Origin of the sequence: Herbaspirillum sp. NPDC087042 (assembly GCF_044745245.1) — a bacterium.
In the GTDB taxonomy this organism is placed as follows: Bacteria; Pseudomonadota; Gammaproteobacteria; order Burkholderiales; family Burkholderiaceae_D; genus Herbaspirillum.
The window spans coordinates 159,752-186,411 of sequence record NZ_JBIUZW010000009.1 but is presented as its reverse complement, the minus strand read 5'-3'; the positions used below and the strand labels follow the sequence as shown (position 1 = coordinate 186,411).

Here is a 26,660-nt window from a genome sequence, read left to right as displayed (position 1 = left end):
ATAATCTGCATACAGAACACGGAAATGGAGAATCCCTTTCCGTCCACCCCGTTTTTTGCCGGCCCTTTTGCCTGCCCTTTTCCATGTACAAGATCGACGCCCCCACGCAGCTTATCGAACAGGTCTACCACGCCATCCTGGATGCCATCTGCACCGGCAGCCTGGCGCCCAATGCCAAGATCACCCAGGAGGGCCTGGCCGAGCAGCTGGGGGTATCGCGCCAGCCCATCCTGCAGGCCTTCCAGATCCTCAAGCGCGAGGGCTTCATCGAGGATGCCGGGCGCAAGGGCGTGATGGTGACCGCGCTCGATCCACTGCGCCTGATGCAGCTTTACCAGGTGCGTTCGGTGCTCGATGGCCTGGCTGCGCGCACCAGCGCCGAACGCTGGAGCCATGATGCCGAGCTGCGCGCCGCCGGTGAGCGCGAGGGGCTGGCGCTGGTGGCCGCCGGGCGCGACCTGGCCGACATGAGCGACCTGTCGGCGCGCATCCGGGCCGACATGGATTTCCACCAGTTCATCTATCGCAGCTGCGGCAATCCCATGGTGGGCGAGACCACCGCCCTGCACTGGCAGCACATCCGCCGTGCCATGGGCGCCATCCTGTCCTCGGACGTGCGCTCGCACATCGCGGTCTGGGATGAGCACGCAGCGATCCTGCAGGCCATGCTCGACGCTCGCCCGGCGGTGGCCGACAAGCTGGCGCGCCAGCATGCCGAGAGCGCGGCCGAGCACCTGGCCCACGTACTGACCGGCGAACACTACGCCGGCAAGAGAAAGCAGGCCTGAGCACCCTGCTCCACGCCACTTCGCCCCCTTCCAGCACACCGACAACCAGGGCGCAGCCGGGCTGCGCGCCGCCATGCTCGCCATCTTCAACATCGTCTTCCCGATCTTTTCGCTGATCTTCCTGGGCTGGGCCTGCCGCAAGCGCAACATCCTCTCGGCGGGGGCGGCCAGCGAACTGAACCGCTTCGTGATCTGGCTGGCCTTGCCGGCCTTGCTGTTCGATTCGATGTCGCGCCTGACCGCAGCGGACTTCGCCAACCTGCGCTTCATTGCCGTCTTCGCCATCGGCGTGGCGGTGGTGTTCCTGGTGACGGCCTGGCTGCGCACGCGCCAGCAGGCCGCCGCGCCCGACATCATCATCGACAGCCTGGGCAGCTCCTATGCCAATGTCGGCTTCATCGGCATTCCACTGTGCTATCTCGCCTTCGGCCACGATGGCTTGCCGCCCTCGGTGATCGCCATGGTGATGACGGCCTGCCTGCTCTTCGCGGTGGCCATCGTGCTGCTTGAAACCTGCCTGCATGCCCAGGCCGGACTGGGCCAGACGGTCTCCAAGGTGGGCCGCTCGCTGCTGCGCAATCCCATCATGATCGCGCCGGTGGCGGGAATCGCGGTGGCGCTCTCGGGCGTCACCATCCCCAGCGGGGTGCAGCAATTGTTCAAGATCCTCGGCGGTGCGGCCAGTCCTTGTGCGCTGGTGTCGCTGGGCCTGTTCCTGGCGCAGCCGGTGGCGCAACGCGCACGGGTGTCGGTATCGTTGCTGGTGGCCTTCAAGCTGCTGCTGCAACCGGCCATCACGGCCGTGCTGGCCTACTGGATACTGCCGCTGCCACGCGTGTGGGCCGACAGCGCCGTGCTGCTGGCGGCCATGCCCATCGGCACCGGACCGTTCATGCTGGCCGAGCTGTACCAGCGCGAGGTCACGGTGATGTCGCGCGCCATCCTGATCTCGACCACGCTGTCGCTGCCCACCATCGCCCTGATCCTGGCCTGGATCGCTCACCACTGACGCCCCCGCGCCCATGAAAAAAGGCCGCAGCGGCATTGCCGTGCGGCCCTGATGCGGATGCTGCCGTGCCTACAGGATGACGCGATCCTGGCGCAGGATCTGCTCGAACTTGTCGGCCGGCACCGGCGGACTGAACAGGTAGCCCTGGATCTCGTCGCACCCATAGTGGCGCAGGTAGTCGAGCTGCTCGTCGGTCTCCACGCCTTCGGCGATGACGCGCAATTTCAAGTGGCGCGCCAGCGAGATGATGGAGGCGGTAATGGCCGCATCGTCGGCATCGATGGTGATGTCGCGCACGAAGGAGCGGTCGATCTTGAGCACGTCGATGGGGAAGCGCTTCAGGTAGGCCAGCGAGGAATAGCCGGTGCCGAAGTCATCGATGGACAGGCGCACGCCCAGCTTCTTCAAACCCGCCAGGATGCCGATGGCGTGCTCGACGTCGGTCATCATCAGGCTCTCGGTCAACTCCAGCTCCAGCGAGGCGGCCGGCAGGCCAGTGTCCTGCAGCACGTCGGCAATGGAGGAGACCAGGTCCTTCTGCAGGAACTGGCCCACCGACAGGTTCACCGACACGCTGATATCGTCGAAGCCCGACAGTTGCCACTGGCGGCATTGCGTGCAGGCTGCGCGCACCACCCAGGCGCCGATGGGCAGGATCAGGCCAGTCTCTTCGGCCAGGCCGATAAAGCGCGCCGGCGAGACCATGCCCAGTTGCGGATGCTGCCAGCGGATCAGCGCCTCGCTGCCAATGACGCGGCCGGACGCCAGGTCCACCTTGGGCTGGTAATGCAGCAGGAACTCGCCGTGGTCGAGCGCATTGCGCAGGTCGCCTTCGATGCGCAGGCGTTCCAGCGCCTGCTCGTTCATGGCCGGGGTATAGAACTGGAAATTGTTGCGGCCGGTCTGCTTGCCGCGATACATGGCGATGTCGGCATGCTTGATCAGGGTCTCGCCATCGGTGCCATCGTTGGGATAGCAGGCCACGCCCAGGCTGCAGGTCATGAACAGGGTATGCCCACCCAGGGTCACGGGGGCGGCCACCGCATCCATGATGCGTTGCAGGCTGCGGGTGTCGAGGGAGAGATCATCCTGCTCGGGCAGGATCATGATGAATTCGTCACCGCCCAGGCGCGCCACCGAATCGGCTTCGCGCACAGCCGCGCGCAGGCGTCCGGCCACGGTGCGCAGCAGGGTGTCGCCGGCCTTGTGGCCCAGCGTGTCGTTGACGAACTTGAAGCGGTCCAGGTCCACGAACACCACCCACAGCGCCTGCTTCTGCCTCTCGGCCGCACCGATGGCCTGCTCCAGGTGATGGCGCAGCATGTGGCGGTTGATCAGGCCGGTGAGCGTGTCGCGGCTGGCCTGGAATTCCAGTTCGGCCTCGTAGCGCTTCATGGAGGTGATGTCGTAGAGCGCCGCCACGAAGTGGGTGACCACGCCACTCTCGTCACGCACCGGGGCGATATAGAAGTCGTTCCACAGCTCCGAGCCATCCTTGTGGTAGTTGCGCATGACCACGTTGTGCTCGCGCTGTTCGCGCATGGCGATCCAGACGGTCTCGAAGCCCTCGGGATCGCTGTCCCGGCCTTCCAGGAAGCGGATGCTTTTGCCCACCGCCTCGGCGGCACTGTAGCCGGTGATGCGGGCAAAGGCCGGATTGACGTATTCGATGGCGTAGTCGGGCTGCTGGGCCGAGAGGATCAGGATGGCGTTGGCACTGGCCTCGATGGCCTGATGGCGCAGCCGCAGGGCGCGCTCGGCCACGCGGCGCGCCTTGATGTCGTCCGAGAGCAGGGCATTGGCGGTGCGCAGCTCGGCGGTCTTGACCTCCACCAGTTGCTGCACGCGCGCCGAGCGCATCGACAGGGCGCGCATGTAGGCCGCCCCGAGCAGCGAGGCGATCACGCCCACCAGCAGGATCAGGAGCGACCCGTAGTGGTCTGAGAACAACGAACGTGGCGGAATGCTGATTTCCACATGCCAGGTCTGGCCGGCGATGTCGAAGCTGGAGACGGTCTTGGAGGGGTGCCGGAACAGGCTGCCCGGCTTGAGGATCTGGTCCACCCATTGGGCTTCCTGGGCCGCGCTATCGTGGTGGTAGACCAGGCTGCTGTCATCGGCCTGCGGGCCGACGTAGATGCGCAAGCCGATCTCGTGGTCGGCCATCAGGCCGGCGCCGTCGAGGATCTTCTGCACCAGGCTGCCCAGTTCCAGCACGGCGGTGGTATCGCCCACCAGCACGGCGCGACGCGCGGCCAGGTCAGTGGGTTGCACGCCACCACGGTAGACCGGCTGGATCACCAGCAGGCCACGCTCTTCCGGCGCGAACTGCACCAGCCGGGTGGGCAGGGTCGAGGCCGGGCGACCGCTGGCCAGGGCCGCCGAGAGCGCCGTCATGATGGTGGCGTTGTGCGAGACGTCCAGCCCCAGCGCAGCCTGGTTGCCGGCGGTGGGCTCGATGAAGTCGACCACCAGGTAGGACGGCTGCTGCGGCGCGCGCTGGGCGCGGCCATCGACCATGGTGGTGATCTGGAAGTCGGGCACGGTGCCCTGGCGCAGGGCTTCGAAGACCAGGCGGTCCTCATCCGGCACGAAGCGCTGCACGCTGAAGGCGCGCACATAGGGATAGCGCTCCAGCAGGGGCCGCGTGAAGCTCTCGAACTGTTCGCGGCTGGGATCGCCCACGGTGGCATAGAAATGGTTCACCACCGCCTGCACCTGGACGGCCTCCTCCAGTCCACGCTGGATGGTGAAGGCACGCAAGCCGGCCCGGCGCTCGAAGTCCAGGCTTACCGCATCTTCTTCCAGGTGGCTGGTGGCGACGAATACCGTCACGGTGGCGCACAGTCCCAGCACCAGCGTGAGCGATGCCGACAACGTTGCCCCCAGCTTGTTGATCACACGCTGCATAAACGAATCGTTATTTCCCTATGAGAGGCCGATCATAATCCGGCCCATCCCTCGTTATCGGCCTGGTGGGAGATATTTTTAACCAACGGACAAGAAAAACCCTTGCCGCCGCCCCGGCACTTTCCACCCGGAAACAGTTTAGCACCCAGGCCGGCCTCAATAGGCCACGCTGTTGCGCGCCTGCTGTTGTTCGCGCGCCTCGCGTTCGATCGCCTGGGCCTGCATGAAGGCATCGAAGGAGCGTGCAATGGTGGCCTGCTCGACATCACGGGTGATGAAGACGATGCGGCTGCGGCGATCTTCCGAGGGCCATGCCGGCAGGGTGGCGGTGGGATGGAAGATGTGCTGCACGCCGTGGATCACGGTGGGCAGCGGCTCGCCCTTGAGATTGAGGATGCCCTTGATGCGCAGGATGTTGGGCCCCTTGAAGCCGACCAGCAAGCTCAGCCATTCATCGAAGAGCACCGGATCGATGGGCTCGTCGAAGGTAAAGCAGAAGGCGCGGATGTGGTCGTCGTGGCGATTGACGTCATGCGCGTGATCATCGTGGTCATGATGATCGTGGTGGTCATGATGACCATGGCCGTGATGGTGACCATGGTGATGATGATGGTGCTCGTGCGCGGCCTTCTCGGCAAAGGCTTCCTCGTTGAGCCAGCGGGCCACGTCGGGCATCTTCTCGCCAGGCTTGAACAAACCCGCATCCAGCAGCTCGGCGGCGGCGATCTGCCCTATCTGCGGCTGCAACTGGCGCGCGCCCGGATTGAGCGTGCGCAGGCGCGCCTGCAGGGCGGCCAGGGTAGCGCCATCGGCCAGGTCGGTCTTGGTCAGCAGCAGGCGATCGGCCACCGCCGCCTGTTGTACCGCCTCGATGTGGTTGTCCAGCGTGGACATGCCATTGACGGCATCGACCGTGACGATGACGCCATCGAGGCGATAGCGCGCCGAGATGAAGGGGTCGGTCATCAGCGTATGCAGGATGGGCGTGGGCGAGGCCAGGCCGGTGGTCTCGATGACCACGCGGTTGAAGCGCCGCTGGCCGCCTTCGGCGAAGCGCCAGGTGATGTCCTTGAGGGTCTTCTTGAGGTCGCCACGGATGGTGCAGCACAGGCAGCCGCTGCTCATCTCGACGATGGTCTCTTCCTGGCTGTGCGCCACCAGCAGGTGATCCAGGCCGATCTCGCCGAACTCGTTGATGATGACCAGCGTGTCCTTCATCTCCGGCTGGGTGATCAGGTGGTTGAGCAAGGTGGTCTTGCCGCTGCCGAGAAAGCCGGTCAGGAGCGAGACGGGAATGGGCGCCTCGCTGGCGGGTACGGATGGGTTCATGGTGTAAAGACGGGATGAGGGAAGACAGTCCAGCCCCCATGCTAACCGATGCGTCAGGAACCCAGACCCGGCGCGGAAAAAAAAAGACGGACCACCCGGGTCCGTCTCTTCAGCGAGGGCCGCCCTCAGGCGAGCATCGATGTGCCATCACTCATTGTCATGCGCATCCAGCGATGCCTTCTCGGGCTGCGGCGATGCCTCGGCCTTGCCCAGGCCCGGCAGCAGGTGGCCCAGCTTGCGCGCCTTGGTGCCCAGGTAGCCGATATTGAAGGGATTGTGGTTGGCGATGTGGGCGATGCGCTCGGCCACCGTGATGCCGCTGTCTTCCAGCGCCTTGACCTTGCGCGGATTGTTGGTCATCAGGCGCAGGCTGTTGATCTTCAGGTGCGCCAGCATCGGCAAGACGATGGTGTAGCGCCGCATGTCGGCCGGGAAGCCCAGGCGTTCATTGGCTTCCACGGTATCGGCGCCGTGGTCCTGCAGGTGGTAGGCGCGGATCTTGTTCAACAGACCAATGCCACGCCCTTCCTGGCGCAGGTAGAACAGCACGCCGCGACCTTCCTTGGCGATCTTCTTCAGGGCCGACTCCAGCTGGGCGCCGCAATCGCAGCGCTGGGAGAACAGGGCATCGCCGGTGAGGCACTCGGAATGCACGCGCGCCAGTACCGGTTCGCCATTGCCCACGTCGCCCAGGGTCAGGGCCAGATGTTCCTTGCCGGAAATTTCATCATAGAAGGCGTGCAGCTCGAAAGTGGCCCAGGGCATGGGCAACTTGCACGAGCTGACGAATTCCAGTTTTTCTTCCGGCGCTGTCGCGGCCGGTGCGATCGGTGAAGACATGACAACCTGCTTTCGAGACGAATGCTGAGAACCGCATATCTTACCTTGCGGCCGGGTTTCTTTCAGCGCCCCCGCTGTCCCGTACAAGCCACCTGAGCGACTTGTACGGGGAATTTGAATTTCCCCGGCGCAACAAAAAGCCCCGCACGCGGCGGGGCCTTGCGGCGCGATGGCCGGCCGGCTTACACCAGGCCGTGCGCCTGCTGGTCGGCGTGGTAGCTGGAACGCACCATGGCGCCCACGGCGGCGTGCACGAAGCCCATCTTGTAGGCCTCTTCCTCGTACATCTTGAAGGTGTCGGGGTGCACGTAGCGGCGCACCGGCAGGTGATCGCCGCTGGGCATGAGGTACTGGCCGATGGTGAGCATGTCGACATTGTGGGCGCGCATGTCGCGCATGACCTGCAGCACTTCCTCGTCGGTCTCGCCCAGGCCCACCATGATGCCGGACTTGGTCGGTACCTCGGGATGCAGGTCCTTGAAGCGCTTCAACAGGCTCAGCGAGTATTCGTAGTCCGAACCCGGGCGCGCTTCCTTGTACAGGCGCGGAGCGGTTTCCAGGTTGTGGTTCATCACGTCCGGCGGGGCCATCTTGAGGATTTCCAGGGCGCGGTCCATGCGGCCACGGAAGTCCGGGGTCAGGATCTCGATGCGGGTCTCGGGCGAAAGCTCGCGCACGCGCTGGATGCAGGCCGCGAAGTGGGCGGCGCCGCCGTCGCGCAGGTCGTCGCGGTCCACGCTGGTGATGACCACGTAGGACAGGCGCAGCTGGGCGATGGTCTTGGCCAGGTTTTCCGGCTCGTTGGGGTCCAGCGGGTCGGGTCGGCCGTGGCCGACGTCGCAGAACGGGCAGCGGCGGGTGCACTTGTCACCCATGATCATGAAGGTCGCGGTGCCCTTGCCGAAGCATTCGCCGATGTTGGGGCAGGAGGCTTCCTCACAGACCGTCACCAGGTTGTTGGCGCGCAGGATGTCCTTGATCTCGTAGAAGCGCGTGGTCGGCGAGCCGGCCTTGACGCGGATCCAGTCCGGCTTCTTCAGCTTTTCGGCGGCCACCACCTTGATCGGGATCCAGGCGGTCTTGCCGGCGCCCTTCTGCTTGTCCAGCGGGTTCACGCGGGCCGCACCGGCGGCATTGGCATTGGAGGAGGAATCTGCTGCAGGAGTGATATCGGTAGTCATGTCGGTCGTTCCGGCCTCGGGCGCACCGCGCTGGAGGCTCAAGCCATGCCCGCGAAGCGGGCGATCAGTTGGTTGGCAAGCAAGTCCTGGACATCGGCCAGGCGGGCCTGCTTGGCCCCCAGGGTCTGCATGTCCACGGTGGCCAGGCCTTCGTAGCCACAGGGGTTGATCCAGGAAAACGGCGCCAGATCCATCGCCACATTCAGCGATACCCCATGGTAGGTGCAGCCGTTGCCGCGTATCTTCAAGCCCAGGGCCGCCACCTTGGCGCCCTGCCAGGGGCCGTCGGCGGCATAGATGCCGGGCGCCCCCTGCTTGCGTTCACCGGCCAGATTATACGCCCCCAGCGTGTCGATCACCGCCTCTTCGATGTTGTGCACGAATTCGCGGGCGAACAGGCGCGCCCCGCTGCGGTGGCGGCGCAGGTCCATGAGCAGGTAGATCACCACCTGGCCGGGGCCGTGGTAGGTGACCTCGCCGCCGCGGTCGGTCTGCACTACGGGGATGTCGTGGGGATGGAGGACATGGGCGCGATCGGCCCCCAGGCCCAGCGTGTAGACCGGCGGATGCTCGACGATCCAGAGCTGGTCGGCGCTGTCGCCGTCACGCGCGTCGGTGTAGGCGCGCATGGCGGCGAAACTGGCCTCGTAGGGTTCGACACCGCGCCGGATGATCTCCGGCAGGCGTGCGCCGGTGCCGGCGGTAGCAGCAGCGGCGGTGGGTAGAGCGGTTTGCATGCCCGCCAGTGTAGCGAAATTCGGTCCTTCCCGTGTCAGAACCAGCGGATCAGTCCGCGTGGCAACAACCTGCTGATACGTACCGTATCGCCAGCGTCGGGGCAAGCCGACGCAGCCGCAGGCGTAGCCGTCGATGCCAACGGACGGCCCGGCCCCCTGATGAAGCGCCACAGGCGCGCACCCCATCCCGGCAGCGGCACCACCTCGAACTCGGCCGCGCCGCGGACCGCCTCGAAGACCGCCAGCCCGCATCCGTGGAAATCGAAATCGCGCCCGGGACTGAGCCAGACATCGGCGCCGCCCTCCTCCACCGTCAGCCAGACCAGGCCACTGCGCACCCGGATGCGCACGGCGCTGCGCAGGGGATGGGCCAGGGTCTGGCCTTCTTCCAGCCTGGCGATGCTGCTTTCATTTGTGAATGGAATTGACATGGCGGACACCTCTGCTGTTGCGCCGGGCAAGCCTCGCCCCCGCCGACTTGCCCGACCGGGTGCGGCTTTCAGAGCTGAAATGCCTGAGACTGTGTTGAATGTGCTGTCATTGTAGGAAGCCGCACGGGCGCAGCAAAACGATATATATTCGGCCTCATTGCGAATTAAATTCACAAGGGAATGAACATGGCAGACCTGCGCAAGCTCCCCAACCTGGCCGCCCTGCGCGCCTTCGATGCGGCCGCCCGCTACGAGTGCTTCTCGCGCGCGGCCGAGGAAGTCCATGTCACCCCCGGCGCCATCAGCCACCAGGTGCGAGCGCTGGAGGAAGACCTGGGCCTGCAGTTGTTCACCCGCCACGGCAAGCGCATCTCCATCACCGAGACCGGCCAGCGCTTTGCCGCCACCATCCGCAAGTCGCTCTCCGAGATCGCCGTGGCCGCCGAGCATCTGCGCAGCCTGAACCGCCAGCAGCGCCTGGTGATCTCGGCCACGCCCTCGTTTGCCTCGCGCTGGCTGGCGCCACGGCTATGGAAATTCATCGACGCCCATCCCGAGATCGAGGTGGTACTGCAATCGGGCAGCCACCTGGCCGACCTGCGCCTGGACGGGGTGGATGTGGGCCTGCGCTTCGGGCGCGGCCACTACAGCGGCGTGGTGGTGGAAAAACTCAGCGACGATTACTACTACCCGGTGGCCGCCCCCACCTATCGCGGCACGCGCAGCAAGAAGCTGGCGCGTCCGGCCGACCTGGCGCACTGCACCCTGCTGCGCATGGATACGCGCGAGTCCTGGCTGCCCTGGCTGCGGGAGGCAGGCCTGGACCTGCCCGAGCCGGGTGGCGGACTGGTGATCGAGGATTCCTCGCTGACCCTGCGCCAGGCCGCCGATGGCAAGGGCGTGGCGCTGTCACGCCACCTGATCGCGGCCCAGCAGATTGCCAGCGGCGAACTGGTGCGCCTGTTCGACGTGGCCTGGCGCTGCGAAGAGGCACACTACCTGGTGCACCTGCCGGAAGGACTGGACAAGCCGGGCGTAGCGGCCTTCAAGCGCTGGATCAGCGAGGAGATGGCGCAATTCCACGCCAGCCCCGCCTGGCCGGGGTGAGCGTGACGGCGAGGCTGCACCGGCATCGGGACCAGGCAACAAAAAACCGGCGCGCCTGGCAGGCTGCGCCGGTTTCTCGCGGGCAAAACGCGATCCGTGCTCAGAGCACGAACTTGACCATCTCGTGCGTGGAGAGCGCGCGATAGATGTTGTCGAGCTGGGTGCGGCTGGTGGCGCGCACGGTCAGCGTCAGCGACAGGTACTTGCCCTGGGTGGACGGACGCATCTCGACCTTGCCCGCATGGAACTCGGGATCGTGCTCGATGACCATGGCGACAATGGTCTCGGCGAAGGCATCGTGGGTGATCCCGACTACCTTGATGGGGAAGTCGCTGGGATACTCGATCAGGGATTCTTCAGGGGAAATAGTGGGCATAGTCATGGCAAACCGCCTTGGCGTTGTCCGCCTGGGCGCTCCTGGTTTCAATGTCCTCAGATGGGGACGAACCGGCCGGCTTCAAGCGGAGGAAATACGTGGGGAATGCCTGCATTCTACGCCATGCCGACGGCCCCACGTGCAGAAAACCTCGAGGCCGCCCGCCATCATGACAAGCTGCAAACGGATTACAGGCGCGCCTTGGCCGCCTGGTAGGCCGCGTACACCTTGGCAAACACCGGACCGGGCTGGCCATTGCCCACCGGCTGGCCATCCAGGGTGACCACCGGCAAGACTTCCTTGCTGGCCGAGGAAATGATGAGCTCATCGGCCGCCAGCACTTCCTCGCGCGGAATGCGGCGCGCTTCCAGCACGATGCCCTGTTCGGCGCACAGCTCTTCCATCAAGCCATAGCGGATGCCTTCGAGGATCAGGTTGTCCTTGGGGGGCGCTACGATCTTGCCACCCTTGACCACCCACACATTGGAGGACGAGGCTTCCGACAGGAAACCATCGCGGAACTGGATCGCCTCGGTCACCTGATGCTCGGCCGCGAATTGCGCCGCCAGCACATTGCCCAGGAGCGAGGTGGACTTGATCTGGCAGTTCAGCCAGCGGCGGTCTTCCAGGGTCACGCAGGCCACGCCCTTTTCGATGGCCGAGGCCGGCGGCAAGGCCATGGGATTGGTCATGATCAGCACGGTCGGCACCACTTCCTTGGGGAAGGCATGGGCGCGCTTGGCCACGCCACGGGTGATCTGCAGGTAGATCATCTGATCCTCCAGGCCATTGGCCTCGACCACGCGTCCGATGATCTCCATCCACTCGGCCTCGTTATGCGGATTTGGAATACCGATGCTGGCCAGGCTGCGGAACAGCCGCGCCAGGTGCTGCTGGCCCCGGAAAGCCTTGCGGCGATACATGGGGATGACTTCGTAGATGCCGTCACCGAAGATGAAACCGCGATCCAGCACGGGAATGCGGGCTTCGGACAGGGGCGTGAATTCGCCGTTGAGGTAGACGATGGGGTCGTTCATGATGGATTTTCCAGAGGTCGGGAACAGGAAGGGGGCGCGCACGCAAGCCGCGATCGAACCATTTTTGCACGGGGCAATGTTACACCCTATGCAAAAACGGTATAACCCTGCCCGGCTACGCTGGCTCACAGCGGCGCCGCTTCGACCCGGAAACCACCTTCTTCACCGACCTTACCGGCCTCCCCGGGCAGGAATTTCCAGCGCACGTCATGGAAGCGCGCCAGCGTCTCGCGGTGGGCGATGCTGATGACGGTCACGCCCGGCAATTCGCGCGGCAAGGCGCCGTAGAGTGCTTCCTCGGTCTCGCCGTCCATGGCGCTGCTGGCCTCATCCAGGAACACCAGGCTGGGGCGGTTCAGAAACACCCGCACGAAGGCCAGCCGCTGCTGCTCGCCCGGCGACAGCGCCTGGCTCCAGTTGGCGGCCAGATCCAGCCGTCCGGCCAGGTGCGACAGGCGGCACAGCGCCAGGTAGCGCGTGATCAGGGCATCGTCGAAGCTGCCCTCGGCGGCCGGATAGGAGAGCGCCGCGCGCAACGTGCCGATGGGCAGGTAGCTGCGTTGCGGCAGGAACATCACCGGCGCCCCGGCCGGCAGCCCGATACGCCCTGCGCCAAAGGGCCACAGCTCGGCCATGGCGCGGATCAGCGTGGACTTGCCGCAACCGGAAGGACCGCTGATGAGCACATGCTCGCCCGATTCCACCCGTGCATCCAGGCGGCGCATCATGGGCGCGCCATCCGGGAAGGACAGTTGCAGGCCTTCCACCGTCACGGCCGTGCCGGCATGCGGTGCCACCTCGATGGTGCGGGGCATGCCGGTGGCGCGCTCGACATCAGCATTGAAGCCGGCCAGGCGGTTGATACTGGCCTTCCAGCTGGCCAGCGTGGTGAAGGCATTGATGAACCAGGACAAGGCATCCTGCACCTGGCCGAAGGCATCGCTGATCTGCATGAGCACGCCCAGCGAGATAGCCCCGGAGAAATAGCGCGGCGCCGACACCAGCATGGGGAAGATCACCGCAAACTGGCCATAGAAATTGACGGCCACGTTCAAGCGCTTGGTCAGCGTCATGATGTTCCACCAGTTGCCACGGATGTCATCCAGGCGCGCGGTCAGCTGGGCGCGTTCCTGCGCTTCGCCACGATACAGGGCCACGGCCTCGGCATGCTCGCGCACGCGGATGAGACCGAAGCGGAAGTTGGCCTCGAAGCGCTCCTGGTTGAAGCTCAGACCCACCAGCGGCCGGCCGATCCACCACACCACGCCCGAACCCACGGTGGCATAGGCGATCACGAACCACACCATGTAGCCGGGGATCACCCAGGACTGGCCCAACGCCGAAAACGCCAGCGGGCCGCTGACCGTCCACAGGATATGGATGAAGGAGAACAGGGTCACGCTGCTGGAGATGAAACCCAGCACCAGCGAGAGCGTATCGGAGGTCAGCGCATGCAGGTCTTCGGCGATACGCTGGTCGGGGTTGTCGGAGAGGCGTCCGGCCTGGTCCTGCTCGATGCGGTAGTAGGCACGATGCGCCAGCCAGCGATCCAGGTAGCGCGTGCTCATCCAGTAGCGCCAGCGGATCTGCAGCGCCTGCTTGAGATAGACGCTGTAGATGGCGATGGCCACGAACACGAAGGCCAGCCCCGAGAATTGCCACAGCAGCGACTTGAACTGCGGATAGTCGCGCGACTGCAGCACGTTGTACATGTCGCGGTTCCAGGAATTGAGCCGCACGTTGATGTAGACCATGCCCAGGTTCAAGGCCAGGATGGCCGCCAGCAGCGCCCAGGCGCGCCATTTCTCCTCGGACACCCAGAAGGGCTTGATGAGGCGCCAGATCTCGGCACGGGTGGCCCTGGCGAGGGTGGGTGGCGGCGGTGGCGATGGCGGAGAGGGCTGGCGATCGGTCATGGCGGAGTCCTGGAATTTGGAATTGTTGTCCAGCTTGCCGGGGCAGACTTAACACAGACTTAAGCTGGGCTGAATGTGGGCCTTACAGTTCGCCCAGCAACTGCTCGACGAAGTCGCGCATCCAGGCTTCCCGCTCCTGCGCCATGCGCGCACCGCTGGCGGTCTGGAAACCCTCGGCCAGGCGAAACAGCTTGAGCGGGAAATGATCCAGCGCATACCGGCGGTCATCCAGTTCGCGATGGGCCGCCGCCGGATCGAAGGCCTCACGCAAACCCGAGCCCATGCGCCCGGCCACATAGAAGCAGCGCGCCACGCCGATGGCGCCGATAGCATCGAGCCGGTCGGCATCCTGCACGATCTTCGCCTCCAGCGTCTGCGCGGCAAACCCGGCCGAGTAGCTGTGCGCCTGCACGGCATGGGCCACGCGGGCGATGTCCTCCTGCGTCCAGTCCAGCGCCTGCAGGATCTCGCCGGCGCGCTGCGCCGACAGGGTCGAGGCCTGGCTGCGCAGCGGCGAATTCTTCTCCACCCGCACGCAGTCATGCAGCAACACCGCCGCCAGCAGGATGCGCAGCTCACCGCCCTCCTCGGCCTGCAGGCGGCAGGCGTTGTGCCACACGCGCAGGAGATGCGTCACGTCATGCGAGCCATCGCCGGCGTCGTCGAAGACATGCGGCAACAAGCTGTGGGCCAGGGGTTCGAAGGGAGAGAAGGCAGCGGCGGCCTGGGACAGGTTCATGGCAGATCGGCTAGGGAGGTCACGAATCCGCCAGTGTCGCACAAAGCCCCCGACGGCTACGGCTGGCCACCGTTCGGATTTTCCGACAAGTGTTTTTCGGCGATGCCGCACACGCAAGCCGGCGGCATGTGAGATCATTCGGCTTCCATCTTTTCCGCGGCCATGCCCGAAGATCCACTTGCCACAGAGCAGCAAGGATCCGCCGGCCGCGCATGACCTAGCGCGCACTGGACCCGAGAACGAGTCCCCTTGCGGTGCGCACGATAGAAAGACGTACGACCGCGCCGCTTGCGCTGCATCGCTGCCCTGCCTCACCACGGCCCCCGTGCCGCCCTGCGCCGCCGTCGCCCGCCACCTGATCTTGTGGAGTTTGTTGCATGTTCAACTGGTTCGAAAAACTGGTCCATCCCTATCCGGAAACGCAGCCGCTGCCGCCGCCGCGCGGCTTCATGCGCTTCATCTGGTTCTGTACCCGGGGCGTGCGCCCCTACATCGCCGCCATGACCCTGATGACGGCCATCATCGGCGTGTTCGAGGCGATGCTCTTCGCCGCCCTCGGCCGCATCGTCGACTGGCTGGCCAAGGTGCAGCCCGCGCAACTATGGGCGCAGGAAAGCCATACCCTGCTGTGGCTGCTGCTGATCCTGGCCGCCAGCCCCTTGCTGATCGGCTTGCAGACGCTCTACAAGCATCAGACCCTGGCCGGCAACTTCCCCATGCTGCTGCGCTGGAACTTCCACCGTCTCATGCTCAGCCAGAGCATGAGTTTCTACCAGAACGAGTTCGCCGGCCGGGTCGCCACCAAGGTGATGCAATCGGCGCTGGCGGTGCGCGATTTCTGCATGATCGTGGGCGATATCCTGGTGTTCATCACCATCTACTTCGCCACCCTCATCGGCGTGGTCGGCAGCTTCGACATGTGGATGCTGGCGCCCTTCTTCATCTGGCTGGCCGCCTTCGCGGTGGCCTTGCGCTACTTCGTGCCGCGCCTGTCGAAGGTGGCGCGCAGCCAGGCCGATGCACGTTCGCTGATGACCGGTCGCATCACCGACGCCTATACCAACATCGCCACCGTCAAGCTGTTCTCGCATGCCGGTCGTGAAGCCGATTATGCCCGCAGTGCCATGCGCGAATTCCTCACCACGGTGCATCGCCAGATGCGTCTGGTGTCGGGTTTCGAGGTGGTCAACCATATCCTGAACATGGTGCTCATCATCGGCGCCACCGGGGTCTCGCTATACCTGTGGACGCAGGGCAAGGTCGGCGTGGGTGCGGTAGCGGCCAGCACGGCCATGGCGCTGCGCCTGAACGGCATCGCGCACTGGGTGATGTGGGAAATGTCTTCGCTGTTCGAACACGTGGGCACGGTGCAGGATGGCATCAACACCCTGGCGCGCGCGCACGAGGTCAAGGACGCGCCCGACGCCCGGCCGCTGCAGGTGCAGCGCGGTGAACTGCGTTTCGAGGGTGTCAGCTTCAGCTATGGCGGTGCCTCGCCCCGCCCGGTGGTGGACAAGCTGGACCTGGTGATCCGCCCCGGCGAGAAGATCGGCCTGGTCGGTCGCTCCGGCGCCGGCAAGTCGACCATCGTCAACCTGCTGCTGCGCTTCTACGATATCGAGGGTGGCCGCATCACCATCGATGGCCAGGACATCGCCCATGTCACCCAGGACAGCCTGCGCGAGCAGATCGGCATGGTGACCCAGGACACCTCGCTGTTGCATCGTTCGGTGCGCGAGAACGTGACCTATGGCCGCCCCGATGCCAGTGATGCCGAGATGATCCACGCCGCCCAGCGCGCCGAGGCACACGACTTCATCGGCACCCTGGCCGATGCCAAGGGCCGCCGCGGCTACGACGCCCATGTGGGCGAGCGCGGCGTGAAGCTCTCGGGAGGCCAGCGCCAGCGTATCGCGATTGCCCGCGTGATGTTGAAGGACGCACCCATCCTGTTGCTGGACGAAGCCACCAGCGCCCTGGATTCGGAAGTGGAAGCCGCCATCCAGACCAGCCTCTACAAGCTCATGGAAGGCAAGACCGTGGTCGCCATCGCGCACCGGCTCTCCACCATTGCCGCCATGGACCGGCTCATCGTGCTGGACCAGGGCCGCATTGTGGAACAGGGCTCGCACAGCGAACTGCTGGCCGCCAATGGTCTCTATGCGCGGCTGTGGGCGCATCAGAGCGGGGGCTTCCTGGGTGAGGAAGACAGCGAGGCCGAGGCCGCCGTGGCCTGAGCCCAGGCCGCCCCGCCAACGACCGTCCGGTGACAACCGGGCGGTTTTTTTTCGTCCCGCTACGCCCTCAGCGCTCGAAATATTCATCCTCCAGCAACATGTCTTCGAAGAAGGCGCCGAAGGGCAACTCAGGATGGCGCAGATGGATTTCCAGGATCCAGCGCATCGATGTCGGCGCCGCATCGAACTCGGCCAGCGCACCGGTATGGATGGCCGCATGCGGGAAGTCCGAGATCCGGTGACCAGGCAGGTCGAAGTTGAGCACCCAGCCACGTGCCTGCGCCCATTGCCGGCCATGTTCGTAGAGCGCCCGTCCGGTCAGGCCGTCTTCACGCCAGAGACCACGCAATTCGTGGAACAGCGCCTGGGCATCACTGGCACAGCGCTGATAGGGCTCGTGCTGGCCGACCGCGAAGGCCGCACCACCATCGCCTTCGAAGCCCTGCCAGCGGGGGGCGATATCGATGAAGAAAAGGTCATCCGGCGCCAGCACCACGCCGGCTTCCGAGGGCTGGCGCATGGCGCGGGTGGTATTGCGGCCGAAACGCACACGAGTGGGATGCCATGACAGCGTCAGGCCCGATTCATGCAGCACGCCCTTGGCCATCGCGACGGCATCCTCTTCCAGCATGCCCGGCTCTACCCGCGCCGCGATCGCCGTGATCGCCTTGCGTGTGGCCTGGCGTGCCGCCAGCATGCCCTCGACAGAAAACGCCGGACCGACGCGCTCGGCCAGCGCCGCCTCCTCTGCCGAAGAAGGAGTGGGAGATAGCAATGGCGATGCCTGGAGGGTGTCTTGCATGATGCGTCCTTTCTGGATGAGATGAAGATGGAGATGGCGTCAGGTCTTCATTATCGAAATCCCGATGCGCATTTCCAAGTCGCGCATGCAGCACTTTCCGGCCAGGCTGACGCAAATTCCTGCCAGCATCGGCACGACATCACGGCGCGCGTATGATCTGCAGGGTGTTCCACCCCTCACCTGTCTGCGTGCCATGTCTACTGTTTCCCTGCTGGCGTTCACGGGAGTGCAATCGCTGGATCTCAGCGGTCCTCTCGATGTCTTCGCCGAGGCCAACCGCTTCCTGCTGCCGGCGCAGCAATACCAGTTGCGCGTCATTGGCGGCGATGCGAGCGCGGGGCCGCTGACCTGTTCCAATGGCTTGCAGTTGACGCCCCATGTGCACTACCGCGAGGTCACCGATGCCAGCGACCTGCTGCTGGTGGCCGGAGGTCCGGTGCTGGTCGCACAGGCGCCGGATGCCGCGCTGTGCGCCTGGCTGCGTACGCAGGCACATGGCGCCACACGCTATGGCTCCATCTGCAATGGCGCCTTCCTGCTGGCGCGCGCCGGGCTGCTCGATGGCAAGCGGGTCACCACGCACTGGAACGACGCCGCCGAGCTGGCGCGACAGTTTCCCCGGGTGCAGCTGGACCCCGATCGCATCTGGCTGCGCGACGACCGGCTCTACACCTCGGCCGGCGTGACCGCCGGCATCGACCTGTCGCTGGCACTGCTGGCCGAGGACAAGGGCGCGGAGCTGGCCCTGAACGTGGCCAAGCGGCTAGTGGTGTTCATGCAGCGCAGTGGCGGACAGTCGCAGTTCAGTCCCTACCTCACCCCCTATGCGGCCGAGCAATCGCTGGTGGGTCGGGTGCAGCAGTATGTGCTGGCCCATCTGGACCAGAAGATGAGCGTGGCGCTGCTGGCTGCGCAGGCCGGCGCCAGCGCGCGCAATTTTGCCCGCGTCTTCGCACGCGATGCCGGCATGACACCGGCCGAGTTCATCGAACTGGCGCGCATCGATGCCGCCCGTGGGCGCCTGGAGCGTTCTTCCCTGCCCCTCAAGAGCATTGCCATGCAATGCGGCTTCAGCGATGCCAGCCACATGCGGCGTGCATTCGAGAAGCGCCTGGGGGTCAGCCCCGGCCAGTACCGCGAGCGTTTCTTGCCGATGCCGCGATGACGCCATGCCATCATGCATCCGATCGGCAATCTCGCTGGCAGGAGCGAGAGGGATTTTTTAATGCTTCAAATAATTTATATTATTTAAATCATTATTGAAAATTGAGATAAAAAAATGGCGCACCCTCTGGTGCGCCATTTTTCTTTCAGCCCGCCACAGATCACTGCAGCGTGAACGAGGCCGTCTTCACGTCCTTGGAATCCAGGCCCACCTGCACCTGGAACTCGCCCGGCTCGGCCACATACTCCAGCTTGGCGTTGTAGAAGGACAGCGCCTTGCGGTCGATGGTGAAGCTGACCTGCTGCTCTTCACCCGGCTGCAGCAGCAGCTTGCGGAAGCCCTTCAACTCCTTGACCGGGCGTACCACCGACGCGGCCACATCGCGGATGTACAACTGCACCACGGTGGCGCCGGCGCGCTGGCCGGTGTTCTTCACTGTCACGCTGGCCTCGACCTTGCCATCGGCCTGCATGCTCGCCTGTGACAGCCGTACCTCGGAGAGCTTGAAGTCGGTATAGCTCAGGCCATAGCCGAAGGGATACAGCGGACCATTGGGCTCGTCGAAGTACTGCGAGGTGTAGTTGCCCGGCTTGCCTTCGGTGAAGGGACGTCCCACGCGCGGATGGTTGTAGTAGCTGGGGATCTGGCCCACCGAACGCGGGAAGGTCAGCGGCAGCTTGCCCGAGGGATTGACGTCGCCGAAGAGGATATCGGCAATCGCGTTGCCGCCTTCGGTGCCGGTGTACCAGGTCTCCAGGACGGCCGAGGCGTTCTCGCGCGCCCAGTTCAGGTCCAGCGGACGGCCATTCATCAGCACCAGTACCAGCGGCTTGCCGGTCGCCTTCAGGGCCTTGAGCAGGGCCATCTGGCTCTCCGGCAGGGTCAGGCTGGTACGGCTGGAGGACTCGTGCGACATGCCGCGCGATTCACCCACGGCGGCCACCACCACGTCCGCATGGCGCGCCGCGTCGAGTGCTTCATCGATCATCGCTTGCGGGCTGCGCTTGTCCTGCACCACCTCCGGATTGTCCCAGTTCAGGAAGTTGAGGTAGTCCACGATGCGCTTGTCTTCCGTGACATTGGCGCCACGCGCGTAGACCAGCTGGCCCTGCTTGCCCAGGGCGGCCTGCACACCCTGTCGCACGGTGATGGTCTGCTTGTCGCGGCCGGCGGCCGACCAGCTGCCCAGCATGTCGATGTGGGAATCGGCCAGCGGGCCGACCAGGGCGATGCGCGCCGTCTTCTTCAGCGGCAGCGTGGCGTTGCGGTTTTCCAGCAGCACCATGGACTGCTGCGCCACGGCGCGCGCCTCGGGGCGATGCAGGCGGCTATCGGCATAGACATCCGGCGGATCATCCGCGGCACGGCCGATGCGCACATACGGGTCCTTGAACAGGCCCAGGTCGTACTTGGCACCGAGGATGTCGCGCACGGCATTGTCGAGCTCCTGCTGCGGGACCTTGCCGCTGCGGATCAATTCAGGCAATTGCTTGAGGTAGACCTGGTCGGCCATGCTCATGTCGGTGCCGGCCTTCATCGCCAGGCGTGCCGCTTCGCTGTCGTTCTGCGCCACACCGTGGTTGACCAGCTCGGTGATGGCGCCATGGTCGGACACGGTCAGGCCCTTGAAGCCCCACTCACGGCGCAGCAGGTCCTGCAGCAGCCAGGTGTTGGAGGTGGCGGGTGCGCCATTGATGGAATTGAGCGCCACCATCACCGCCCCGGCGCCGGCATCGATGGCGGCACGGTAAGGTGGCAGGTAGTCGTTGTACATGCGTTGCGGGTCCATGTTGACCACGTTGTAGTCGCGCCCGCCTTCGACCGCGCCATACAGCGCGAAGTGCTTCACGCTGGACATGAGACGGTTGGCAGCGATCGGCTTGCCCTCGCCCTGCAGGGCATGCACCGAGACCTCGGCGATGCGCGAGACCAGATAGGGGTCTTCGCCGAAACCTTCGGAGGTGCGGCCCCAGCGCGGATCGCGGCTGATGTCCACCATCGGCGCGAAGGTCATGTCGATGCTGTCGGAAGCGGCTTCCTCGGCGGAGATGCGCATGGCACGGGCCACCACGTCCATGTCCCAGCTCGATGCCAGGCCCAGGCCGATGGGGAAGGTGGTGCGATGGCCGTGGATGACGTCGTAGGCAAAGAACATCGGGATCTTCAGGCGCGAGCGCATGGCGCCCTCCTGCAGGGGCCGGTTCTCGGGACGGGTGATGGAATTGAAGGTACCGCCGACGCGACCGGCGGCCAGTTCCTCGATCAGCTTCTTGGCTGGCATCTCGGGACCGATGCTGATCAGGCGCAGCTGGCCGATCTTTTCGTCCACCGTCATCTGGCGCAGCAGGTCGTCGATGAAGGCGCTCTTGTTGCCCAGCAAGGCCGGATTGGCTTGCGCATAGGCAGCAGAGCCAGTCAGCGCGGCACTGCAGGCCAGCGCGCACAGGGTCATGGCCAAGGCCAGGCGGGGGCGGCGCACAGGCGCTGCTTGCCGCTCGGTAAGCTTGTGGGACACGTGTTTCCTCTCTTTTTCTAAACTTTGGCGGCGCGCTGCTCTCTACAGGGAGCAGCGGCCCGTCGAAGGCGGTCTGGCCGGCGGGATCATTTATTGCTTGTCTTCTATGATGCTTAGCCTGCCGGACGGTTCGCTATATTATTCTGTTTTGCTGCCTGCGGGACAGGCGGGCAGCCTGACGGCGCGCACCAGCGCCGCGAATTTGTGGAGAAATACCTGATGACGAATGGATTGAAATGGTCTTCCCTGCGCAGCATCCTGCTGCTGTCGGCGGGCCTGCTGGCCACCTGCGCGCAGGCCCAGGCGCAGCAGTCCGGCTTCTCGCTGGAACAGGCCGTGGCCAAGGCCAAGCTGCTGGCTGACCAAGCCTACCAGAAACCGGTGAGCAATCTCTCGCCGACCTTTGCGGCGATGCAGTTCGCCGACTACATGAAGATCCAGCCGAAGAGCGAGAAGTTCGAATGGCGCACGCAGCAGACGCCCTTCAAGCTGGCCTTCTATCACCAGGGCATGCAGTTCAATGCGCCGGTGCTGATCCACGAGATCGCCGACGGTCGCGTGCAGGATGTGGGCTACAGCACCGACCGCTTCAACTTCGGCGACCTCGCGCTGGCCAAGGACAGCACCGCGCATCTGGGCTATGCGGGCTTCCGCGTGGTCTACCCGCTCAACCGCGATGACAAGGAAGACGAGGTCATGAGCGTGCTGGGCGCGAGCTATTTCCGCGTGATCGGCCGTGGCCAGGTGTATGGCCTCTCGGCCCGCGGCCTGGCCATCGATACGGCCATGCTGAGCGGCGAAGAATTCCCGCACTTCACCGAGTTCTGGATCCAGCGTCCGGCACCGGGCGAGAAGCAACTGACCTTCTATGCGCTGCTGGATTCGCCGCGCGCCACCGGTGCCTACAAATTCACGCTCACACCGGGCAAGGATGCGCTGCTGGATGTGCAGGCACGCGTGTTCCTGCGCGGCGAAGTAGGACGCCTGGGCATCGCGCCGCTGACCAGCATGTTCCTCTTCGGGCCCAACCAGCAATCCTCGCGCCGCAACTTCCGTCCGGCTATCCATGATTCGAACGGCCTGGCCATCCACACCGGCAGCGGCGAGTGGCTGTGGCGTCCGCTGAACGATCCGCAGAACGTCGAAGTGAGTTCCTTCGAGGTGACCAATCCGCGTGGCTTCGGCCTGTTGCAGCGCGGCCGCGAGTTCTCCGCCTTCGAAGACCTGAAGGACCGCTACGACCTGCGCCCCTCGGCCTGGATCGAGCCCAAGGGAGATTGGGGCCGTGGTGCCGTGCAGCTGGTGGAGATCCCCACCGCCGACGAGACCAACGACAACATCGTGGCCTACTGGCTGCCCGCGCAATTGCCGCCGCGTGGCACCCCGGTGGCCTATGACTACCGCATCCACTGGACCATGGACGAGCCGGCCATCCTGAAGGATGAAGTGGGCTGGGTGAAGCAGACCTTCCACACCGATGGCGAACTGACGCAGGCCAACCTGATCCGCGCCTTCGATGGCACCACCGCCCTGCTGGTGGACTTCACCGGCCCGGCGCTGGGCAAGCTGCAGGCCGGTGCGCAGGTGCAGCCGCAGGTGAGCGTGTCGGCCAATGGCGAGCTGATGGATGCGCAACTGCAGCCCAACCCGGCCATCAACGGCTGGCGGCTGACATTGCGCGTGAAGATCCGCAATGTGGCCCAGGCGGTGGAATTGCGTGCCGCGCTGGTCTCCGGCGGCAAGCCGGTCACTGAGACCTGGAGCTACCAGCTGCCGCCGCGCTCGGATGTGCAACGGACCTTCTGATGCGCTCAAGCATCGATCTCGTTTGTATCATTTGAATTGAAAAGGGCTGCTCTCTTCAGAGCAGCCCTTTTTTCATCTTCCGCCGGTACCCGGTAGCGATCAGGATTCCTGCGCATCCCCGCGCAAGCGGGCGATGACGCCATCGAGGGCATCGAGGTCATTGAACTGGATGATCAGTTGGCCCTTGTTGCGCGCGCCCGTCTTGATGTTGACCTGGGTGACCAGGAGGTCGGACAGTTCTTCTTCCAGACGGGCGATGTCGCGCGACTTCTCGCGCGCTTCACGCGGCTTGGTCGCCTGCTCGGCCGAGGCGCGGGTGACCAGCTTCTCGGCATCGCGCACCGACATGCGCTTGGCCACGATCTGGTTAGCCAGCTGGATCTGCGTGGCGGCATCCACCACCAGCAGCGCACGGGCATGGCCCATGTCGATATCGCCGGCCATGAGCATGGTCTGCACCGGCTTGGCCAGGTTCAGCAGGCGCAGCAGGTTGCTCACCGCGCTGCGCGAACGTCCCACGGCCAGTGCCGCACGCTCGTGGGTGAAGGCGAAATCGGTGATCAAGCGATGGATGCCCTGCGCTTCTTCGAGGGGGTTCAGATCCTCGCGCTGCATGTTCTCGATCAGCGCCATCGCGGCCGTGGTCTGGTCGTCCACGTTCTTGACCAGCACCGGCACTTCGGTCAGGCCGGCGATCTTGGCCGCGCGGAAGCGGCGCTCACCGGCGATGATCTCGTAGACGTCGCGGCCATTCTTGTTGCCGATGGCGCGGATCAGGATGGGCTGCAGCAAACCCTGTTCCTTGATCGAGGCGGCCAGCTCATTGAGCGCGCCTTCGTCCATGCGGGTACGCGGCTGGTACTTGCCGGCCTGCAGCTCGCCCACCGGCATCACGGTGGGCAGGCCGGCCTGAGCCTGGGCCTGCGCTTCTTCGGTGATGTCGGCCGAGCCGCCCAGGAGCGCGTCCAGTCCGCGTCCCAGTCCCTTGGATTTTTTCGGTAGAGTTGCCATGCGATTGCCTGATGAAAACGATGCGTGAGCGTGATTACAGCGTCTTGATGCGCTCGACCATTTCCGCGCCGAACGCGATATAGGCTTGCGCACCCTTGGAGGTGGGATCGAAGGTCACCCCCGGCAGTCCGTAGGACGGCGCTTCGGCCAGTCGCACGTTGCGCGGGATGACGGTCTTGAAGACCTTGTCGCCGAAGTGTTGTTCCAGCTGGTCCGAGACCTGCTGCGAGAGCGTCATGCGCGGATCGAACATGACGCGCAACAGGCCGATCACCTTCAGTTCCGGGTTCAGCTTGGCGTGCACCTTCTTGATGGTGTTGACCAGGTCGGAGAGACCTTCCAGTGCGTAGTACTCGCACTGCATCGGGATGATCACGCCGTGCGCCGAGCACAGGCCGTTCAGGGTCAGCATGGACAGCGCCGGCGGGCAGTCGATCAGGATGAAGTCGTAGTCGTCGGCGACGTCGGCGAAGGCGTTCTTCAGGCGAGCCTCGCGCTGCTCCAGCTCAACCATCTCGACTTCGGCGCCAGCCAGCTCGCGGTTGGCCGGCAGCACGTCGAAGCCACCGGCATCGGAACGCTTGCGCACGCTGCGGATATCGGAGATGCCCAGCAGGACTTCATAGATCGACGCCTCCAGCGTGGCCTTGTTGATGCCGGCGCCCATGGTGGCATTGCCCTGGGGGTCGAGGTCAGCCAGCAGTACGCGTTGCTTCAGCTCGGCCAGGCCGGCAGCGAGATTGACCGCGGTAGTGGTCTTGCCTACGCCACCCTTTTGGTTGGCGACACAGAAAATTTTTGCCATATCTTTTTATTTGAGCGTTATTGCGTGGTCAACTTGATGCCGAAACCGATCAGGAATACACCGGTCGCACGTGATGCCAATCTGGCGATGGTGCGATTGTGCGCCAGGCGACGGGCCGCGGCATTGCCGAGGATGACCAGCAGGCTGCCGTAGAAAGCGGTGCAGCTGCTGATCACCGCGCCCATCGTGACGAAGGTGAGCGCGCCCTGTTGCGTGGCGGGGTCCAGGAACAGCGGGAAGAACGCCATGTAAAACACGATGGCCTTCGGGTTGAACAAGGTGACCAGGAAGCCGCGTCGGAATTCCGCGGCGTTGGAAAAGGGTACGACTGTACCACCGCCCTCGCCTCTTGCAAACAGCAGACGCGCGCCGAGGTAGGCCAGATAGGCCGCCCCCATGTATTGCAGGCCGTGGAACAGCAATGGATTGGCGTGCAGCAGTGCGGCCACACCGATGGCGGCCAGGAACATGAGCACGATATCGCCCAGCATCAGGCCGGCCTGCGCCGCGAAGCCGCCACGCATGCCGCCCTTGGCGGTGCAGGTCAGCACGCAGAAGGTGCCGGGCCCGGGCAGCAGCAGGAACACCATGGTGGCGGCGATCAGTTGCCAGATATCGGTGATGCCGAGGGAGTGAAACATCGCCTGCATGGTGCCGCCTCCTGTGTCCTGTGCTGTGATTGATCTACCTGATGCGCCCGGTGGCGTATCAGGGCTTGCTCTTGACCACGCGCGAGGTATCGAAGCCTTGCTTGGTGGCGTTGTTGATGGCGGTCTCGTATTGCTCTTCGCTGATGGTCGGGGTGCGCGAAAGCACCCACAGGTATTCACGCGAGGGGCTGCCGACGGTCACCAGGCTGTACTGGTCGTCCAGCTCCATGATCCAGTAGTCGCCCCAGACCATCGGGATCCACGACAGCCAGGCCGGTGCAAAGCGCACCTGCAGCTTGCTGTTGTTGCTGCCCGGGACCACCTTGGCCACCCCTTGGGCTTCATCGATGCCGTCCGCGGTCTTGCAGCGGTTGCGCACGTCGATCTGGCCATCCTCACGCGGAGCATACTCGGCGGTGGTCGACGACAGGCACTTCTTCTGGAAGTTGTTGGGGATCTTGGCGATCTCGTACCACTTGCCGGCATAGCGCTTGAGATCGACGCTGGAGACGGTCTTGACCTCCTGGGCGCTGACCGGTGCAACGGCACCGAGGAGCGCCATCGACACCAGGGTGGTGGCCAGGACTTGCTGGAGTTTGTTCATCAGCTCGCTCTTTCCATGAAGATGAGATGCCGCTCGGCATCCAGGCCGGGCACCTGCAGCGGCCGGATGCTCTGGACCTTCCAGCCGGCCGGCAGGCGCTCGATTTCCTCCTGCGGCAGCACACCCTTGAGGGCGATGTACTTGCCATCTTGTTGCAGGAGGTGGTTCGACCATGTGACGAAGTCCTTCAGTTCCGCAAAGGCGCGCGAGGTGATGACATCGTATTGTTGCTCGATGGGCAACTGCTCCACGCGCGCATGCAAGACCGTCACATTGCCCAACTGCAATTGCGCCTTGACCTGGTTGAGGAAGGCGGTCTTCTTCTGCACCGTATCGACCAGGGTAATGTGCATCTGCGGTTGCGCTTCGGCCGCCCAGATCGCCAGCACGATACCCGGCAGGCCACCGCCCGCCCCCACGTCCAGCACGCGATGCGCGCCGGCGAAGGCGGTCATGGCCGAGAGGGAGTCCAGCAGGTGATGCGTCATCATCTGCGCCGGATCACGCAAGGCGGTCAGGTTGTAGACCTTGTTCCACTTGGCCAGCAACGCCTGGTAGGCCATCAGCTTGTCGATCTGGGCCTCGGAGAGGTCCAGGCCGAGCGCAGCAGCGCCTTCCTTGAGGGTGCGGGTCAGGTGGTGCTGGTCTGCAGTGTTGCTCATCCT

At 64.7% G+C, this 26,660-nt stretch carries 23 protein-coding genes; 6 read left to right on the top strand and 17 right to left on the bottom strand.

All coding sequences use genetic code 11. From position 1 onward, the window contains the following. Positions 1–83 precede the first annotated feature (83 nt). Together ACIPHN_RS14240 and ACIPHN_RS14235 are read left to right on the top strand one after the other, a co-directional pair. Positions 84–788, top strand: a complete 705-nt coding sequence (locus ACIPHN_RS14240; RefSeq protein WP_400437156.1) for a GntR family transcriptional regulator — start codon at positions 84–86, stop codon at positions 786–788. A gap of 73 nt (positions 789–861) precedes the next feature. Beyond that, positions 862–1,797, top strand: coding sequence for an AEC family transporter (locus tag ACIPHN_RS14235; RefSeq protein ID WP_400437155.1), 936 nt, complete (start codon positions 862–864; stop codon positions 1,795–1,797). Between the two features lie 69 nt (positions 1,798–1,866). Here the strand turns inward: ACIPHN_RS14235 and ACIPHN_RS14230 are convergent, their stop codons facing one another. From ACIPHN_RS14230 to ACIPHN_RS14205, 6 genes are all read right to left on the bottom strand, one after another. Next, positions 1,867–4,707: an EAL domain-containing protein gene (locus tag ACIPHN_RS14230; protein WP_400437153.1), complete on the bottom strand. Its 2,841-nt coding sequence runs from the start codon at positions 4,705–4,707 to the stop codon at positions 1,867–1,869. A 156-nt stretch (positions 4,708–4,863) separates the two neighbouring features. Then, positions 4,864–6,036, bottom strand: coding sequence for a CobW family GTP-binding protein (locus ACIPHN_RS14225; protein WP_400437151.1), 1,173 nt, complete (start codon positions 6,034–6,036; stop codon positions 4,864–4,866). Between the two features lie 147 nt (positions 6,037–6,183). Further along, on the bottom strand, positions 6,184–6,876 hold the full coding sequence (ribA, locus tag ACIPHN_RS14220; protein ID WP_400437149.1) for a GTP cyclohydrolase II: 693 nt from the start codon (positions 6,874–6,876) through the stop codon (positions 6,184–6,186). 182 nt (positions 6,877–7,058) lie between these two features. After that, the gene (lipA, locus tag ACIPHN_RS14215) at positions 7,059–8,057 is read right to left on the bottom strand and encodes a lipoyl synthase (RefSeq protein ID WP_400437147.1); all 999 of its coding nucleotides are present in this window, start codon (positions 8,055–8,057) and stop codon (positions 7,059–7,061) included. Between the two features lie 38 nt (positions 8,058–8,095). After that, positions 8,096–8,794 (bottom strand): lipoyl(octanoyl) transferase LipB, encoded by a 699-nt coding sequence (gene lipB / locus ACIPHN_RS14210; protein ID WP_400437146.1) that lies wholly within the window; start codon positions 8,792–8,794, stop codon positions 8,096–8,098. Between the two features lie 35 nt (positions 8,795–8,829). Next, positions 8,830–9,225, bottom strand: coding sequence for a DUF2917 domain-containing protein (locus ACIPHN_RS14205; RefSeq protein WP_400437144.1), 396 nt, complete (start codon positions 9,223–9,225; stop codon positions 8,830–8,832). A 186-nt stretch (positions 9,226–9,411) separates the two neighbouring features. On the opposite strand from ACIPHN_RS14205, the gene gcvA reads away from it, so the two are divergent. Continuing rightward, complete coding sequence (gene gcvA, locus ACIPHN_RS14200) at positions 9,412–10,332, top strand: transcriptional regulator GcvA (RefSeq protein ID WP_400437142.1); 921 nt, start codon at positions 9,412–9,414, stop codon at positions 10,330–10,332. Positions 10,333–10,432: 100 nt separating this feature from the next. On the opposite strand, the gene ACIPHN_RS14195 is transcribed toward gcvA, so the two are convergent. From ACIPHN_RS14195 to ACIPHN_RS14180, 4 genes are all read right to left on the bottom strand, one after another. Beyond that, the gene (locus tag ACIPHN_RS14195; protein WP_017452757.1) at positions 10,433–10,714 is read right to left on the bottom strand and encodes a DUF493 family protein; all 282 of its coding nucleotides are present in this window, start codon (positions 10,712–10,714) and stop codon (positions 10,433–10,435) included. Between the two features lie 182 nt (positions 10,715–10,896). Further along, positions 10,897–11,745: a D-amino acid aminotransferase gene (locus ACIPHN_RS14190; protein WP_400437140.1), complete on the bottom strand. Its 849-nt coding sequence runs from the start codon at positions 11,743–11,745 to the stop codon at positions 10,897–10,899. Positions 11,746–11,870: 125 nt separating this feature from the next. Further along, entirely contained in the window at positions 11,871–13,661 is a 1,791-nt protein-coding gene (locus tag ACIPHN_RS14185) for an ABC transporter ATP-binding protein/permease (protein ID WP_400437139.1), read from the bottom strand. 82 nt (positions 13,662–13,743) lie between these two features. Then, complete coding sequence (locus ACIPHN_RS14180) at positions 13,744–14,400, bottom strand: HD domain-containing protein (RefSeq protein WP_400437137.1); 657 nt, start codon at positions 14,398–14,400, stop codon at positions 13,744–13,746. Between the two features lie 377 nt (positions 14,401–14,777). Here ACIPHN_RS14180 and ACIPHN_RS14175 point away from each other — a divergent pair, with 377 nt between their 5' ends. Continuing rightward, positions 14,778–16,637 (top strand): ABC transporter ATP-binding protein, encoded by a 1,860-nt coding sequence (locus tag ACIPHN_RS14175; protein ID WP_400437136.1) that lies wholly within the window; start codon positions 14,778–14,780, stop codon positions 16,635–16,637. 67 nt (positions 16,638–16,704) lie between these two features. Here ACIPHN_RS14175 and ACIPHN_RS14170 read toward each other — a convergent pair whose 3' ends face one another. Continuing rightward, positions 16,705–17,439: a M24 family metallopeptidase gene (locus ACIPHN_RS14170; RefSeq protein WP_400437134.1), complete on the bottom strand. Its 735-nt coding sequence runs from the start codon at positions 17,437–17,439 to the stop codon at positions 16,705–16,707. Between the two features lie 193 nt (positions 17,440–17,632). On the opposite strand from ACIPHN_RS14170, the gene ACIPHN_RS14165 reads away from it, so the two are divergent. Further along, positions 17,633–18,604, top strand: a complete 972-nt coding sequence (locus tag ACIPHN_RS14165; protein WP_400437132.1) for a GlxA family transcriptional regulator — start codon at positions 17,633–17,635, stop codon at positions 18,602–18,604. Positions 18,605–18,764: 160 nt separating this feature from the next. Here ACIPHN_RS14165 and bglX read toward each other — a convergent pair whose 3' ends face one another. Continuing rightward, positions 18,765–21,119, bottom strand: coding sequence for a beta-glucosidase BglX (bglX, locus tag ACIPHN_RS14160; protein ID WP_400437131.1), 2,355 nt, complete (start codon positions 21,117–21,119; stop codon positions 18,765–18,767). A 219-nt stretch (positions 21,120–21,338) separates the two neighbouring features. Between bglX and ACIPHN_RS14155 the strand changes: the two genes are divergently transcribed. Beyond that, positions 21,339–22,925: a glucan biosynthesis protein G gene (locus ACIPHN_RS14155; RefSeq protein ID WP_400437130.1), complete on the top strand. Its 1,587-nt coding sequence runs from the start codon at positions 21,339–21,341 to the stop codon at positions 22,923–22,925. Between the two features lie 99 nt (positions 22,926–23,024). Here ACIPHN_RS14155 and ACIPHN_RS14150 read toward each other — a convergent pair whose 3' ends face one another. Genes ACIPHN_RS14150 through rsmG form a run of 5 tightly spaced genes read right to left on the bottom strand, consistent with a single transcriptional unit; the run spans position 23,025 to position 26,657 of the window. Then, positions 23,025–23,936 (bottom strand): ParB/RepB/Spo0J family partition protein, encoded by a 912-nt coding sequence (locus tag ACIPHN_RS14150; RefSeq protein WP_400437129.1) that lies wholly within the window; start codon positions 23,934–23,936, stop codon positions 23,025–23,027. Between the two features lie 34 nt (positions 23,937–23,970). After that, complete coding sequence (locus ACIPHN_RS14145; RefSeq protein WP_400437127.1) at positions 23,971–24,741, bottom strand: ParA family protein; 771 nt, start codon at positions 24,739–24,741, stop codon at positions 23,971–23,973. 17 nt (positions 24,742–24,758) lie between these two features. Further along, positions 24,759–25,391, bottom strand: coding sequence for a leucine efflux protein LeuE (gene leuE, locus ACIPHN_RS14140; protein ID WP_198981097.1), 633 nt, complete (start codon positions 25,389–25,391; stop codon positions 24,759–24,761). A 58-nt stretch (positions 25,392–25,449) separates the two neighbouring features. Beyond that, complete coding sequence (locus ACIPHN_RS14135; protein ID WP_400437125.1) at positions 25,450–25,995, bottom strand: lipocalin family protein; 546 nt, start codon at positions 25,993–25,995, stop codon at positions 25,450–25,452. Beyond that, positions 25,995–26,657, bottom strand: a complete 663-nt coding sequence (gene rsmG / locus ACIPHN_RS14130; protein WP_400437123.1) for a 16S rRNA (guanine(527)-N(7))-methyltransferase RsmG — start codon at positions 26,655–26,657, stop codon at positions 25,995–25,997. The genes ACIPHN_RS14135 and rsmG overlap by 1 nt, the downstream gene beginning before the upstream one ends. Between the last annotated feature and the right edge of the window lie 3 nt (positions 26,658–26,660).

What these genes read in the sequence shown, in the direction of transcription:
- lipA (WP_400437147.1), bottom strand. Translation starts at nt 8,057, where the DNA reads ATGACTACCGATATCACTCCTGCAGCAGATTCCTCCTCCAATGCCAAT.
- ACIPHN_RS14180 (WP_400437137.1), bottom strand. Translation starts at nt 14,400, where the DNA reads ATGAACCTGTCCCAGGCCGCCGCTGCCTTCTCTCCCTTCGAACCCCTG.
- ACIPHN_RS14185 (WP_400437139.1), bottom strand. Translation starts at nt 13,661, where the DNA reads ATGACCGATCGCCAGCCCTCTCCGCCATCGCCACCGCCGCCACCCACC.
- ACIPHN_RS14205 (WP_400437144.1), bottom strand. Translation starts at nt 9,225, where the DNA reads ATGTCAATTCCATTCACAAATGAAAGCAGCATCGCCAGGCTGGAAGAA.
- gcvA (WP_400437142.1), top strand. Translation starts at nt 9,412, where the DNA reads ATGGCAGACCTGCGCAAGCTCCCCAACCTGGCCGCCCTGCGCGCCTTC.
- ACIPHN_RS14145 (WP_400437127.1), bottom strand. Translation starts at nt 24,741, where the DNA reads ATGGCAAAAATTTTCTGTGTCGCCAACCAAAAGGGTGGCGTAGGCAAG.
- ACIPHN_RS14190 (WP_400437140.1), bottom strand. Translation starts at nt 11,745, where the DNA reads ATGAACGACCCCATCGTCTACCTCAACGGCGAATTCACGCCCCTGTCC.
- ACIPHN_RS14175 (WP_400437136.1), top strand. Translation starts at nt 14,778, where the DNA reads ATGTTCAACTGGTTCGAAAAACTGGTCCATCCCTATCCGGAAACGCAG.
- ribA (WP_400437149.1), bottom strand. Translation starts at nt 6,876, where the DNA reads ATGTCTTCACCGATCGCACCGGCCGCGACAGCGCCGGAAGAAAAACTG.
- ACIPHN_RS14165 (WP_400437132.1), top strand. Translation starts at nt 17,633, where the DNA reads ATGTCTACTGTTTCCCTGCTGGCGTTCACGGGAGTGCAATCGCTGGAT.
- lipB (WP_400437146.1), bottom strand. Translation starts at nt 8,794, where the DNA reads ATGCAAACCGCTCTACCCACCGCCGCTGCTGCTACCGCCGGCACCGGC.
- ACIPHN_RS14240 (WP_400437156.1), top strand. Translation starts at nt 84, where the DNA reads ATGTACAAGATCGACGCCCCCACGCAGCTTATCGAACAGGTCTACCAC.
- ACIPHN_RS14195 (WP_017452757.1), bottom strand. Translation starts at nt 10,714, where the DNA reads ATGACTATGCCCACTATTTCCCCTGAAGAATCCCTGATCGAGTATCCC.
- ACIPHN_RS14155 (WP_400437130.1), top strand. Translation starts at nt 21,339, where the DNA reads ATGACGAATGGATTGAAATGGTCTTCCCTGCGCAGCATCCTGCTGCTG.
- rsmG (WP_400437123.1), bottom strand. Translation starts at nt 26,657, where the DNA reads ATGAGCAACACTGCAGACCAGCACCACCTGACCCGCACCCTCAAGGAA.
- ACIPHN_RS14150 (WP_400437129.1), bottom strand. Translation starts at nt 23,936, where the DNA reads ATGGCAACTCTACCGAAAAAATCCAAGGGACTGGGACGCGGACTGGAC.
- ACIPHN_RS14230 (WP_400437153.1), bottom strand. Translation starts at nt 4,707, where the DNA reads ATGCAGCGTGTGATCAACAAGCTGGGGGCAACGTTGTCGGCATCGCTC.
- ACIPHN_RS14225 (WP_400437151.1), bottom strand. Translation starts at nt 6,036, where the DNA reads ATGAACCCATCCGTACCCGCCAGCGAGGCGCCCATTCCCGTCTCGCTC.
- leuE (WP_198981097.1), bottom strand. Translation starts at nt 25,391, where the DNA reads ATGCAGGCGATGTTTCACTCCCTCGGCATCACCGATATCTGGCAACTG.
- ACIPHN_RS14170 (WP_400437134.1), bottom strand. Translation starts at nt 17,439, where the DNA reads ATGCAAGACACCCTCCAGGCATCGCCATTGCTATCTCCCACTCCTTCT.
- ACIPHN_RS14235 (WP_400437155.1), top strand. Translation starts at nt 862, where the DNA reads ATGCTCGCCATCTTCAACATCGTCTTCCCGATCTTTTCGCTGATCTTC.
- ACIPHN_RS14135 (WP_400437125.1), bottom strand. Translation starts at nt 25,995, where the DNA reads ATGAACAAACTCCAGCAAGTCCTGGCCACCACCCTGGTGTCGATGGCG.